Genomic DNA, 14,396 nt, shown 5'->3' with positions numbered 1-14,396 from the left:
ATTTTCGCTTATTATTGTATGATGAAATAAGGTTTTCAATAAAAAGATACTGAACTCAGTTTCTGTAAAGGGAAGGTTACATATGTCTGAAGAAAATATTACACGGCTCGAGATGGATGGAAAGGAAATCATCCTAATTGGAACCGCTCATGTTTCCAAACAAAGTGCAGAACAGGTAAAAGAAGTGATTGAAGCGGAACAGCCGGATTCCGTTTGTATAGAGTTGGATGAACAGCGCTATCAGTCCATCAAAAAGGATAGCAAGTGGCAGGACATGGATATATTCAAAGTCATTAAAGAACGAAAAGCGACGTTACTGTTAATGAATTTAGCCATCTCCTCCTTCCAGAAGCGGATGGCCAAGCAGTTTGGCATCAATGCGGGACAGGAAATGATACAAGGAATGGAATCAGCGGAGGAGATCGGAGCTGACTTGGTTCTGGCCGATCGGAATATTCAGGTTACCTTTTCAAGAGTATGGGGAAACATTGGCCTTAAAGGGAAGTTTATGCTGCTGACAGAGGTAGTCGGAAGTATTTTCAGCCGAGAAACCATCTCTGAGGAAGAGCTCGAAAAAATGAAGTCCCAGGATATGCTGAATTCCATGCTTAAGGAGTTTACCGAGTATTTTCCAAAGCTGAAAAAACCGTTAATTGATGAACGGGATCAATACCTGGCTGAAAAAATCAAAAATGCACCAGGGGAAAAGATTGTTGCGGTGTTAGGTGCTGCCCATGTACCAGGCATCACAGAAGAGCTGCATCGTGATCATGATCTGGACAAGCTTTCAGAACGTCCACCGAAATCAAAGGCTCCAAAAATCATAGCATGGGCCGTACCCATTCTCATTTTAAGTATAATCGCCTATACATTTGCGACGAATCCATCGGCAGGTATGCAGCAGACTCTTAGCTGGGTGTTATGGAACGGCAGCTTTTCAGCGATTGGCACAGCTGTTGCCTTTGCCCATCCACTCACCGTTCTATCCGCTTTTGTCGCAGCACCGATTACATCATTAAATCCTCTGGTTGCAGCAGGATTTATTGCAGGGATTGTCCAAGCCTTTCTCCGTCGTCCGAACGTGCGGGATTTTGAAAACCTGTCAGAGGATGTTTTTCACGTGAAAGGATTCTGGAACAACAAAGTTACCCGGATTTTACTGGTTGTTGTGCTGGCCAACATTGGAAGCTCGTTAGGAACGTTTATTGGCGGTGCTGACGTTGTACGGCTGTTCTTTGAGAATTTATAAAAAAAGGATACAAAGGCCTAAGCAGATCATTTTTGAAGGACAAAAATTGAAAACAAATAAAATCCCCTCAACCACTATGGCGAGGGGATTTTTTGTCTGTCCGGGAATATAAAAAAGAGTATTTTGGGAAAATAATCAGGCGAGGTCACGTCTGTCTCGAAATCATCATTATTAATCATTGAATCGCCATTTATCGGACAAACTATAAATCAGAATCGTCAACAATCCTGGTAAAAAGTGGTGGGATAAATGGAAAACATGGTCTTATTAAGTATTGTCGTCATAATCGCTTTAGGAATTTTCTCTCAGTGGCTGGCGTGGCGCATTCAATGGCCATCGATTGTGATCATGTCGATTGCAGGACTTATCATTGGACCTGTCTTCCTTCTGGTTAATCCGGAACAGGCCCTTGGGGATTTATACAGTCCGATTGTGTCACTTGCGGTTGCCATTGTATTGTTTGAGGGCAGTTCAAGTCTTGATATTCGTGAGGTTAAAAACATCTCAAAATCCGTTTTTCGAGTGGTAACCCTGGGAGCGTTTTTAGCCTGGATTGCAGGGGCTGTGGCTGCTCACTATATTGCCGGATTAAGCTGGGCCGTTTCTTTTGTTATCGGTGGTTTGTTCATTGTGACCGGTCCTACGGTAATTATTCCTTTGCTACGTCAGGCCAAATTAGACCCGAGGGTGGCTGCTGTCCTGAAGTGGGAAGGAATCATTATTGACCCGATTGGCCCTCTGCTGGCTCTGTTTGCCTATGAGGTCATTAAGGTGATTGGCTCGGCAGAAGCAGGCCTGGGTTATCTGCTTACGTTCTTTTTAGGAGCACTGGTTGCAGGTCTGATTGGCTATGTTCTCGGTATCCTGGTAAGTGTGCTGGCAGGAAAAGGACTATTTCCGGAATATTTAAAATCACCCATTATTCTCTCTTTCGTTCTCCTCTGCTTTAGCCTTGGTGAAATGATTGAGCATGAAACGGGAATGCTGTCCGTTACCGTTATGGGTCTTACGATCGCCAGAAAACAAAAGTATGTGTCATCGATTGGAAATATTGGTCATTTTATTGAAAACATATCGGTCATTTTAACGTCAACCATCTTTATTCTTTTAACCTCTTCTTTATCAAGAGAAACCATTGGCCAGATTTTTACGCTGCCTATCCTTGGCTATGTAGCCATTATGCTGTTTGTGGTAAGACCCTTGTCCATCTGGCTATCGACAATTGGAACTGAGTTAACGATTAAAGAAAAAACGTTGATTGGCTGGATTGCACCGAGAGGAATTGTGGCTTTAACCGTTTCCAGCTATTTTGCTTCTATTCTTTTAGAAGATGGGTTTGAAGATGCGGCGATCCTGACAGCTCTGACCTTTGCGCTGGTGTTTATAACAGTATGTGTTCATGGATTCAGCCTGGGACCTCTGGCTAAAAAGCTGGATTTGGCCAATAACGATGTACCTGGAGTTTTATTGGTAGGAGCAAGTGAGTTTTCCTTTGCTTTTGCCAAACATCTAAAAAAGATGGAAATTCCTGTTCTGATTGTGGATCACACTTTTCATCACTATATAAAAGCACAGGAGTACGATATTGATGTTTATTATGGCGAAATTTTATCCGAACACATGAAATATGAAGTAGATTTAACTCCTTATGAGTACATCTTATCGCTGACGGAGGACCCTGCGTATAATGCCCTTGTCTGTCAGTCCTTTATTCCGGAATTTGGCTATCAGCATACATTCACCTTGCCTTCTAAAGGGCGCGGGGCCGAACAAAAAGATATTCCACCTGCCCATAAACCGAATATCCTGTTTGGAGAAGATGAAGCATTTGAAGTGCTGAATCGAAAAATACGAGAGGGGTACACCTTTCAGACGGTTGATCTGGAAGTAGAAGAAAAGCAGACAATGAAAAAGGAAGACCTGTCCGTACCTGTGGAAGGCAACTGGCTGTTTATCAGGAGGGAAAATGAAGAACTTACCTTCATTACTTTAAAGGAGAAAATTACGGTTGAACAAGGAGATCAGCTGGTGGTGCTGAGTAAGGAAGAGACAGAATAAAATGAAAACGAGTTTTAGTTGCCCATGCTCAGGAATGATAGGGTTGAGCATGGGCTTTATCACGCATTAAATGGCCGTAATCCCCCACTGATGGAAGTTTCACTTTACTTTGTATTGACGATAAAATTCCAAATAAAAATGTTTAAAATTTTGTATACAAATCCCATTGAAAAACCAATCCATAGCCATTATAATGTCCATTATATATATACGATTGTTCTCTTATGAAGGACTGAGATTCATTTAAGTGATAGATTCTAAAAGACGAATTCGGGGAGGCAGAGGCAGACCATGAATAAGGTAAAAATTGGCTTAATGGGTATGGGAACAGTTGGCACAGGTGTTTATCGTCTGATTGAAGGTCATCAGGATGATCTCGTAAAACAGACCGGAATGGAGATTGGAATCGGACGTATTTTAGTCCAGAATCGTGAAAAGAAAAGGACCATTGATATTGATCAGGATTTATTAACAGAGGATCCCTATACGGTTCTTCAGGATCCGGACGTTGATGTCATTGTAGAAGTCATGGGTGGCGTGGACCAGACAAGAGAATATGTACTCGCTGCCCTTGAGCAGGGAAAGCATGTGGTGACGGCCAATAAAGATCTGATGGCGGTTCATGGAGGTGAGCTTCTGGAAACGGCAGCTAAGCATGGCTGTGACCTGTTTTATGAAGCCAGTGTCGCGGGCGGAATTCCGATTCTCAGGGCTCTGGTAGAAGGCTTTTCCTCCGATCGGATTACAAAAATGATGGGCATTGTGAATGGGACATCCAATTACATGCTGACCAAAATGAGCCAGGAGGATGAATCCTATGAATCTGCCTTAAAAGAAGCTCAGGATCTCGGATATGCCGAGGCGAACCCGATTTCTGATGTGGGCGGTCTGGATGCCGCACGCAAGATGTCCATTCTAAGTACGTTAGGCTTTCATGTCGGGATGAATTTAGATGAAGTCGAATGTAAAGGGATGGAAGACGTCACTTTGAATGATATTAAATATGCCCAGGATCTAGGCTATGTAATTAAATTAATCGGCATTGCCAAGCAGGATGATGAACGGATTGAAGTCAGTGTAGAGCCTGCAATGATCAAAGATTCTCATCCACTTGCGTCAGTAAATGGTGTCTTTAATGCGGTGTACGTATATGGAGAAGCGGTCGGCGAGACGATGTTTTATGGACCTGGCGCGGGCGAGTTGCCAACTGCCAATGCTATTGTCTCTGATTTGGTTACAGTTGTAAAAAATATGAAGCTCGGTGTCAGTGGACGGGGAATGGTTGCCCCATACCGGGAGAAAAAGCTCAAAACGGATGACGAAATTTTTGCCAAGTACTTTTTACGTCTGGTTGTTGATGACCAAAGCGGTGTTTTGGCTCAAATTACTAAGAGGCTTGCCGCTTATGAAGTCAGCATCGAGCAGGTTATTCAAAAACCGCATGAGCTGGAACATAAAGCTGAACTGATTATTGTAACCCATCAGTCATCCAAGAGCAGCATCCACAAGGTATTAAAGGAATTCGACGGGCTGGAGCATATCGACACGATTAAGAGTTATTATCGTGTGGAGACGAATGAATAATATTGTATAGGCCATTCCTCTCTTGAGGGGTGGTTTTTTTGTGGGTTTCAATGGGGGAATGGCTCAGTGGTTTGGCTTAATTATTGTTAAATAATTTTCAAAACAGGATAAAAAATTTTCGAAACAGGGATCAATTGCAGTTTTGCCGGCATGAAAAATCAAAAATCAACCATCTGCTTAATTATTTAAAATTGCGATTAATTTTAAACAAAATAACTTCCAAACTGAACAAAACCACAACGATAATACAGCAGAATCCAAAGCTAACACCACTCCAAATGATAGAAATCGAACTTTATTATATGATAGAGGGAAGGAGGCGATTGCATGCGTACGGAAATTAACGGAAATCAACTGGAGCTGATGACAGGTGATATTACCAGACAGCAAACCGATGCCATTGTTAATGCGGCGAATGGCTCTCTCTTAGGTGGCGGTGGTGTGGATGGTGCCATACACCGTGCGGCCGGGCCGGAACTTCTTAAGGAATGCAAACAAATCAGGAAAGAGCTTTTACATAACGAATATTTACCGACTGGAGAAGCAGTACTCACCAAAGGCTATCAGCTGCCGGCCAGCTATGTAATTCATACAGTTGGTCCGGTATGGAATAACAGCGGAAGTGAACCTGGACTCCTGGCGAATTGCTATCTGAGTTCCCTCGAGCTTGCGAAAGAAAAGAATCTTAGCAGTATTTCTTTCCCATCGATTTCAACGGGAGTTTATGGTTATCCAATTGAAAAGGCGGCTCAGGTTGCGCTGCAGACAATCACTGAATTTTTACAGAATCATCATTTTGGCAAAGTGGTTATGACCTTATTTTCGGAGCAGGATTACGAGGTTTACAGTCAAGCCCTAAAGCGGGTTATTTCCGTTTAACTCCGTTATATTTGACATCTGTCTGACATCTTTCCATGATAGGATTAGAGAAATCGTGCGTTACTTTGGAGATGATACGGAATGACTCGGATTTTAATTGTTGAAGATGAATATCCTATAAGTCAGGTTTTGCGGGCGTATTTACAAAAGGCCGGGTTTGATACGGAACAGGTCTATAGCGGGGACGAGGTTCTGGACACGTTTGCCCGGTTCAATCCCTCATTGGCGCTCCTGGATATTATGCTGCCTGAAAAAGACGGATGGGAGATTTTAAAGGAAATCCGGGAAAAAAGCAGCTGTCCGGTTATTATGTTAACGGCATTAGGTGAGGTCAATGATCGGCTGACAGGGTTAAACGAGGGGGCGGATGATTATATTTCGAAGCCTTTTGTCGGTGATGAGGTGGTTGCCCGTGTCAAAGCCGTTCTCCGCCGGACAGAGGCTCAGGATTCCACCGTCCAGCAGTTTGGACAGCTGAAAATTGACCTTGATGCACATCGGGTCTGGCTGCAGGACGAGGAAATTGCGCTGCGGCCTCGGGATTTATCCCTGCTGCTTTTTCTGGCCGAGCATCCGAACAAGACGTTTACAAGGGAGCAGTTGATTGAACAGGTGTGGGGATTTGATTATGATGGCAGTGATCGCGCGGTTGATTTAGCCATTAAACGCCTGAGGAAGGCTTTAAAAGACTGGCCTGATGATGAAGGAGAAATCCGTACACTGCGGGGATTGGGGTATCAGTTAAGTGTTTATGAAAAATAACAAAAAGCGAATCCCTCTACAGCGGTACTGGACAACCCGCTATCTTTATACACTTGCTGTCGGACTGCTTGTGGTTGCGGTGATTTCCGCGATTTGGATCAGGCACCAGACTTTTGAAAGCCGGATTAATATCATGAATTTTATGGCTCAGGAAATTTCGAATCGTTTTGTGAATGATGAGCCTGTTCGTCCCGAGGAAGATGTGCGCAAATTTTTAGAGGAACGGGGCCAGTTTTCCAATATGGAGAGCAATCCTTACATCTATATTGTGAACACTGAGGGTGTGATTCTTTCAAGCAACCGCCCGCAGAGTCCGTATGAACAACGGATCAATCCAACTGTATTAAATAATGAAAAACAGGTGCAGAAGTTAACCACAGATGAAGGGGGCAGTCTGTACCTCGTTAAACAGCCCATCCAAGTAGGCTCTGTGTTATTTGGCTGGGTGGTCGTCATGGAAACAGAGGATAACCTGTACCACGTCAATCAGGAGTATCAGCAGCTGTTCATTATCATTGCTGTATTGGCTCTCATGGGCTGGGCCGCGATTTACTTCCTGTCAAAAAGGTTATCCAGGCCGATTAAGGATGTTGCAAAGGCAGCAAGGCAGGTGCAGGAGGGTAACTATAATATTCAGCTGCCCTCTGAGGCGCGGGAAGAGGAAGTATACGAGCTTGTGCATTCCTTTAAAGAGATGTCACAGCAGCTGCAAAAACTGGAAGGGCTCCGCTCGGAATTACTGGCCGGAGTTACCCATGAATTAAAAACTCCGATCACCTCTGTCAGCGGCTTGCTGCAGGCGGTGAAGGATGATGTGGTAAGCGGGGAGGAAGCGAAGGAATTTCTGGATATATCATTAAAAGAGACCACAAAAATGAAAAAGATGGTGGAGGACTTATTGGCTTTTAACTCCTTCGTGGCTAATGCAGTGCCGATGACGTTTGAAACCCATTCTGTTCATAAGCTGGTTCAGGAAACGATTCATCAGTGGGAAATGACTCAGGATGATCAGCGTCCGGACATTTCCATCTCACTGCCCGAACAGGAACTGCAGGTGCGAGTGGATTCTGTCCGTTTTCAGCAGATTATTACCAACCTGCTCAACAATGCGAACCAGGCGATGGAGGCAACCGGTCAGATTAGCGTTTCGGTTAAAGAAGAGCCTGAATGTGTTCACATTGATGTACAGGATACAGGAACAGGCATCCCCGAGGAGGAACAGGCTTTTATTTTTGAACGCTTTTATCGGGGAGAAGGGAAAAAGTATAAAGTAGGCGGACTGGGGCTGGGGCTTCCGTTTAGTAAAATGATCGCCCAAGCGATGGACGGTGACTTAGAGCTATTAAGCAGCTCAGAATCAGGGACGACTTTTCGCTTTACATTACCTAAAGAGAAATAAGCAGTCCAATCAATGTAAAAATTGGACTGCTTTTTTTTAATGATTTACCATGGTTTACATAGGAATGATAAATAACGATTAAAAGAGGATGCAGGTATGAAAAAATTATTGCTCGTGGGTGGCGGACACGCACATTTGCACGTCATTAAAAAACTAAAAGATCATCCTATAGCCGATGCAGACGTCACAGTCATTTCACCTTCGCAGTTTCAGTACTTTTCAGGTAAGTTTGGCGCATATGCGGAAGGGCTGCTTGATAAAAGTGAAATTAGCATTAATGTAGAAACTTTAGCCAAAAACAGTAAGATTAATTGGGTGCAGGGAGCGGTTACTTCCATTGATCCCAAGCAGAAGATGGTCTTAACATCAACCGGAGATGTTCTTTCTTTTGATGCTATTTCTTTTAATATAGGTTCATTAACAGCTGGTACAGATCTTCCGGGAGTCGTCGAATATGCCTATCGGATAAAACCTAATTATCATTTTGTCGATGCGATAAATGAATGTCGCCAAACAGATAAAGTCGTCATCGTCGGCGGTGGTGCTGCGGCGATTGAAATCAGCTTGTCATTACAGACCTGGCGAAAAAAGAATTATGTGAACACTCCCGTAACGCTCATAAGTCCGGACCGGTTACTTCAGGATAAGAGTCATAAGATATCAGATAAAATAGAGAAAATCGTTGTTCAAAAAGATATAAACCTTATAAAAAATGAAGAAGTCACCAGTGTAAAACATCATAAAATCATGACATCGTTACATAACGAGATCTATTTTGATAAGTTGCTTTGGTTAACGGGCCCAAAAGCTCCTGGGTTATTTAGCACATCAAAATTACCTGTAGACGATCAAGGTTATTTAAAGGTTGAGGATACACTTCAGGTTAAAAAATACCCCTTTATGTTTGGAGCAGGAGATTGTGTATCACTCGAGAACGATTCAAATATTGACGAGGGTGCAGTGTCTGCCGTTAAACAGGGACCCATCCTTTTCAAGAACTTAAAAGGATTTTTTGAGACAGGAGAAGGAGAACTGTACACGCCGCAGAAAAATGGTTTGTCCATGATGTCACTGGGTGATAAAGAAGGATTTTTAAATTATAAGGAACATTTGATTACCGGGCGATTGGCCTGGCATTTGAAAAATTGGGTGGATACGCGTTATATCAGGGAATATAAAGATTAAGGATTGATAGGGGACATCAAATGGTTAGAAGAGGTTGAGGGAAAAGATCTCTCGACTATTCAGTGAGAATTCAGTGAGACATTGACTCTTTAAAAAGGAACTAATTTCATTTTCTTTTTGACCAAAATCAGGTATACTAAAAATAGAAGTTCATATAATATAAAACCGTAGACGCAGTAACGTCTACGGCACAATAGACCGAACCCCAACAAGAGGGGCGGCGCAGGAGTGAAAATAATCCCTCAATTGCCCATCAAGCACATGAGGGGTTATTTTTTATGGTCAGACATCATGAACGCAACTAACATCCCAAAGGATATCATAAGCGTTAAGACATTTGTCGTGTCCATAGGCATCACCTCCCTTCTTGGAAATATCCAAAAAGGTGAATCGGTGCGCCACCCCTCATGCGAAGCCAGTCTATTATTATACTGAGTATAACATGTATTTGTATTGAATTGGGAGTTTATCGGTATTTTAGTCATAGATGAACAGATTATTAGAGTTTGTTTCTAATATTGATTTTAAAACGATATTTTAAGATCAAAAGGAAGTTTTAAGTATTGCCTGTACAGAAGTTATAGCTGATTTCCCGTAAGGATCTCCAAATTTGTGCAAAATAGGAATAACATTTATTTTCTCTTTTAAGACATAAGAGTATCATTAATGGTCTTTTATTTTTGGGGGTAATTTTCATAATATTATGTTAAAATTGAATTTAATAGCAATAAATAGGAAGAGTGGGGATTATTTTGATTTTACATACTGAAGTTTTTGGGGATGGAGAACCTATTGTATTTCTTCATACTGGATTGCAAACTGGTTTGACGGATTTCGAATATCAGAGAGAACATTTTAAAGATAAATATAAAGTTGTTCTTCCTGATTTGCGTGGCCATGGAAAATCAGTAGAAGGTGACTTTTCCAATTTTTTTGAGGACTCGGCAGAAGATATAGCCGAAACCCTTATCCATTTAGGAGTGGAATCTGCACATATTGCAGGGTGTTCATTAGGAGCTTTAGTAGGATTGTTTTTTGCAAAAAGGTTTCCTTATAAAGTAAAAAGTTTAGCGATTTCAGGTGTTATACCTGAAAGACCAGATAATTGGTTGGAACTCCTTAAAGAAGATATTGAACACCAGGCTCAATTATTACAAAATGATGAAGTGGTAAGTTACTTTGATCATTTACATAAGTCTAACTGGAAAGAGTCCCTCAAGTTTGTTAAAGATGAAAATTGGTACCCATTTGAAGAAACAAAAGATTTGGATGGAATTGATTCTCCTATTCTGTATATAGTTGGTGAAGAGAAAGAGGCTGAAACAAAAGGTGCATTATTATATCCCTCAATAAAAGATGACGTTCACGTATCTATCGTTCCTTTTGCATCACACTTGGTTCATACAGAACAACCAGATATCTATACGAAAATATTAGAAAGATTTATTAGTGAGGTTAAAAAGTAAATATTCTTCCTTATGTAATGAAGCTGTTCTTCAGAAGTTGGAGAATGGTTTTTTGTTTTGATTAAGAGCATAATGCTTTATTTAAGAGCAATTTAATTTTTTGCGTTAACAGGTGTGATCATTGATCAAGCAAACCTAACAAGAGGAATATCTGAAAAAGATTACCATCGAAAACCGATGAATATTGCTAACATACTTGAATGAGTATATGTATATGTTAAGTGAGATCATGAGATTTTAACCCTTACTTAAATTCTGCTTTTAATAACTCCTCTTAGTAACACCCACCCTATAGCTGTTCAGCCTCTATATTTTAGTGCTTTAAAGCAATGAGGGACAGTCACCGGAAATATTTCTGTAACAAATCGGTTGTTCATGTTACGAATGTAGTGAAAGGGAATATATTCTATAATTTTTCTGTCAGGTCTTTTTGATAAGGAGTAGCATTATGGAGCTGGAGGAGCTTTACAAAGATATCTATCCGAATATATATGCGTTTTTTTACGTGAAGACTAGTAATCGGCAGGTGGCTGAGGACTTGACGCAGGAGGTTTTCTTTCAGGCGATGAAAAACGCTCATACCTTTTCCAAGGAGTCAACAGTTCAGACCTGGCTATTTGCGATTGCCAAGAATCGGTTGAAGAATTTTTATCGCAGTAAAACGTATCAGGATCATCTACTAAAAAAGCTCCCCAGAGAAGAGTGGGACACGGATACCCCAGAGGCCAGGCTGATAGAAAAGGAAGCACAAAACAGTCTGATTGAAGCGATTCATCAGTTGGAGGAGCTGCCAAAGGAAATTGTCACCTTACGCGTATATGGTGAATTATCTTTTAAAGAAATTGCGGCCTTAGTGGATAAAAGTGAAAACTATACGCGCATTATTTTCCATCGGGCTAAGCTCAAAATTAAAAAGGAATTGGATGATAATTATGGATAACGATGTTCGGCATATCGTGATTGACCTGCTCCCCTTTTATCAGGAAGGGCTGCTGAGTAAAGAGACAACCGAATGGCTGGAGAAGCAGATGGAGGAAAATGAAGAATACCGGAAACTCGCTCAAACCATCCAGAACCCATTGGAAAAAGAAGAAATTCCAACAACCACAGAAATAGAGCGGGATAAGGTGTTTAAAAAGATTCATCGTAAGCTTTCTCTGTACCAGATTATCTTTGTCGCACTGTCGTTTCTGCTGGCGATTCAGACATCCTTGCTGAATGACAGCTATGAATTCATTCTCTGGTACACACTTTTAGGTTTTTTGGTGTATCTGTTTTATTCCGATATGAAAATGTCTTTCTACTTTTCGTTTATCCCCATCTTTATCTGGTCCATAGTTGAAGGGATATCCGATTATATGGAGGGGCATATTGATCCCCAGGTATCTCTGTTTACGTATGGATTTGATATTTTTCAAATGGCCATTTTGGTATCGATCATTCACTATGTATTTGCTTTGATTGGAAGTGTTATCGGACTTTTAACCAGAAAGCTGCGGGCAAAGGAGAATGGCTCATGAATAAGAAAAAACTATTATGGAGCATTTTGCTGGTGCTGTTAGTCGGAATTGTCCTCTATGCCTACAATCTCTTTAACGGAAATCCCCTCAGTCAATACGTGTCCCGCCAAGTTCTTGAAGACTATTTGACCGAAACCTATCCGGAGAAAGAGTTTCGAATCAAAGAAGGATCTTATAGTTTTAAATTTAGCGAATATGTATATCCTGTTACAGAAATTGGGACGGCCGATAAAGAGGGGAAAGCCAGGGATTACTCATTTAAAGTCAGGGGCTTTTTGAACCCGAGAGTCCAGTGGGATGGTTATTATTACGAGCATTTGGACCAGTCATTAGGGAAGCAGTTAACTCGGCAGGCGGAAAACGAACTGACAACATTGCTGTCCAGCCGGATTGACTCTATTAAAAACGTCGGAGTTCAAATAGAGGTGTTAAAAGGGACCTTTAAAGAAGATGTAACTTGGAGTAAAAGTTTAAACCTGGAAAAACCGATGGATGTTTTTGTGCAGCTGGATTCAACCGAGCAGGCCAAAAAGGATTTTTACAATGCAGCCCGAAAGATTGAGCGTATTCTGAATGAAAATGGCTATGAATATACGTCTGTGTTGTTTAACGGAAGTGGCTTTGACAGGGAAGGGGCAAAAGCTGAAACACGTGGATATCTTAAATATTCCGTAAAAATAATCAAAGGTGAACCCATTGATGGAAGTGATGTTGAGGAGCATAATCAGAATTTAGAATAGATTTTAAGGAGCAGTTAACCTCAGCCTGCTCCTTTTTTAATGTGAAAAATTTTGTCTCTGACATCTGTCTGACACATTCGCGCTTTATAGTAAAAGTATAGAAAGATAAACCAATTCATCATTACGATATAAAGAGGTGATCAGGCATGATGGATGAACACGAAAAAGATCAGGAACAGAAGCTCGAACAGAATAGTGAACAAGAATCAACAGAAGGTGAACAGGAAAAAGCTGAACAACCACCAGAACAGCAATCAGTAAATCAACCAAATAAAGAAAAGCCGAAAAGAGGCTCAAGGCTGAAAAGTATGCTTATGACGGTATCAGCCGGAATGATCGGCTCTGTTTTAACATTAACTGCAGTTACACAGGTAGATGGTCTTGAACAGTGGATCACTGGCAATAATCAGGAGGCCGTACAAGAGGAAGCGGCTGGATCCAGTGAAAGTACTTCGGCTTCTGCCTCACCGAATGTGCAGCAGATAAATGCAACTGGATCATCCGTAACCGACATTGTTGATCAGGCCTCTGAAGCAATTGTTGGAGTGGTCAATATTTCCAAACAAAACCATCCATTTCTGCAAAATGCCCAGCAGCAAAAAACAGGAACAGGCTCTGGGGTGATTTACAAGGTGACGGACAATGCGGCTTACATTGTCACCAACAATCACGTAGTGGAAGGAGCCAATGAGATTGAGGTCACCTTACACAATGACAAAACGAAAACAGCAGAACTGGTAGGAAGAGACGCTTTAACAGATACCGCAGTATTAAAAATATCTGGAGAATTTGATATTAAACCTCTGTCATTTGGCGACTCAGACTCCCTCCAAACAGGTGAACAGGTAATTGCGATTGGAAACCCGCTTGGCTTAGAGCTTTCCAGAACGGTGACTCAAGGAATTGTCAGTGCCGTTGACCGCAGTATTACGGTAAACACTTCAGCGGGTGAATGGGATTTAGAAGTGATCCAGACCGACGCGGCCATTAACCCTGGAAACAGCGGTGGAGCCCTAATCGACAGCAATGGAAAACTGGTCGGAATCAACAGCTTGAAAATCTCCAATCAAAACGTTGAAGGCTTAGGCTTTGCCATTCCAAGTAACAAAGTTCAATCGATTGTGGATGAACTCATGAAGAATGGCAAGGTAGAGCGTCCATACTTAGGCGTGAAGCTGTTAAATGTAAATGAAATCCCATCTGTTTATCGGCAGAAAGAATCCATCGAGGTTAATCAGGGTGTCATTATTGCCGGCGTACAACCGAACACACCTGCAGCCAAAGCCGGATTGCAAAAAGAAGATATCATTGTAGCTGTCGATGGAGAGAAAATTACCGATGTCGGTGATCTGCGCAAGTACCTCTATTCCGAGCATTCCATTGGCGATGAGGTCACAATAGAAGTGAACAGAGGAGGAGAGATGCAGAAAGTTGATCTGACACTAACAAGTAATGAACAGCAATAAAAAATAACATTGACCCCCCTATTTTAAACGTCTGGATATCCAGACGTTATTTTTTTATGTGATCTCCGGGATAAAATTATAGGTATAT

General features: G+C 41.7%; 12 protein-coding genes. All 12 read left to right on the top strand.

Translation table 11 applies throughout. The annotated features are described in order from the left end of the window. Nucleotides 1-82: 82 nt before the first annotated feature. Nucleotides 83-1,249, top strand: coding sequence for a TraB/GumN family protein (locus ABD006_RS06410; RefSeq protein ID WP_343838908.1), 1,167 nt, complete (start codon nt 83-85; stop codon nt 1,247-1,249). Between the two features lie 249 nt (nt 1,250-1,498). Beyond that, nucleotides 1,499-3,307 carry a cation:proton antiporter gene (locus tag ABD006_RS06405; protein ID WP_343838906.1) on the top strand — a complete coding sequence of 603 codons (1,809 nt, stop codon included), beginning with the start codon at nt 1,499-1,501 and terminating at the stop codon, nt 3,305-3,307. Nucleotides 3,308-3,598: 291 nt separating this feature from the next. Beyond that, a complete protein-coding gene (locus tag ABD006_RS06400) occupies nt 3,599-4,891 on the top strand; it encodes a homoserine dehydrogenase (protein ID WP_343838904.1) in 1,293 nt (430 codons plus the stop codon). A 327-nt stretch (nt 4,892-5,218) separates the two neighbouring features. Next, nucleotides 5,219-5,770: an O-acetyl-ADP-ribose deacetylase gene (locus ABD006_RS06395; RefSeq protein WP_343838902.1), complete on the top strand. Its 552-nt coding sequence runs from the start codon at nt 5,219-5,221 to the stop codon at nt 5,768-5,770. 81 nt (nt 5,771-5,851) lie between these two features. Beyond that, complete coding sequence (locus tag ABD006_RS06390; RefSeq protein WP_343838900.1) at nt 5,852-6,532, top strand: response regulator transcription factor; 681 nt, start codon at nt 5,852-5,854, stop codon at nt 6,530-6,532. After that, nucleotides 6,522-7,931 (top strand): HAMP domain-containing sensor histidine kinase, encoded by a 1,410-nt coding sequence (locus ABD006_RS06385; protein WP_343838898.1) that lies wholly within the window; start codon nt 6,522-6,524, stop codon nt 7,929-7,931. Before ABD006_RS06390 ends, ABD006_RS06385 begins: the two co-directional genes overlap by 11 nt. Before the next feature lie 96 nt (nt 7,932-8,027). Next, nucleotides 8,028-9,116: an NAD(P)/FAD-dependent oxidoreductase gene (locus ABD006_RS06380; protein WP_343838896.1), complete on the top strand. Its 1,089-nt coding sequence runs from the start codon at nt 8,028-8,030 to the stop codon at nt 9,114-9,116. A 740-nt stretch (nt 9,117-9,856) separates the two neighbouring features. Beyond that, complete coding sequence (locus ABD006_RS06375) at nt 9,857-10,582, top strand: alpha/beta fold hydrolase (RefSeq protein WP_343838894.1); 726 nt, start codon at nt 9,857-9,859, stop codon at nt 10,580-10,582. 448 nt (nt 10,583-11,030) lie between these two features. Further along, nucleotides 11,031-11,522, top strand: coding sequence for an RNA polymerase sigma factor (locus ABD006_RS06370; protein WP_343838892.1), 492 nt, complete (start codon nt 11,031-11,033; stop codon nt 11,520-11,522). Beyond that, nucleotides 11,515-12,102, top strand: coding sequence for a hypothetical protein (locus tag ABD006_RS06365; protein ID WP_343838890.1), 588 nt, complete (start codon nt 11,515-11,517; stop codon nt 12,100-12,102). Before ABD006_RS06370 ends, ABD006_RS06365 begins: the two co-directional genes overlap by 8 nt. Beyond that, nucleotides 12,099-12,842 carry a YfjL-like protein gene (locus ABD006_RS06360; RefSeq protein ID WP_343838888.1) on the top strand — a complete coding sequence of 248 codons (744 nt, stop codon included), beginning with the start codon at nt 12,099-12,101 and terminating at the stop codon, nt 12,840-12,842. Before ABD006_RS06365 ends, ABD006_RS06360 begins: the two co-directional genes overlap by 4 nt. A 149-nt stretch (nt 12,843-12,991) precedes the next feature. Then, nucleotides 12,992-14,308 (top strand): S1C family serine protease, encoded by a 1,317-nt coding sequence (locus ABD006_RS06355; protein WP_343838886.1) that lies wholly within the window; start codon nt 12,992-12,994, stop codon nt 14,306-14,308. Nucleotides 14,309-14,396 lie beyond the last annotated feature (88 nt).

This window comes from Salinibacillus aidingensis, assembly GCF_039522525.1.
Lineage (GTDB): Bacteria > Bacillota > Bacilli > Bacillales > Alkalibacillaceae > Salinibacillus > Salinibacillus aidingensis.
The sequence above is the reverse complement of the archived record's forward strand: the minus strand, read 5'-3'. Positions and strand labels throughout refer to the sequence as shown.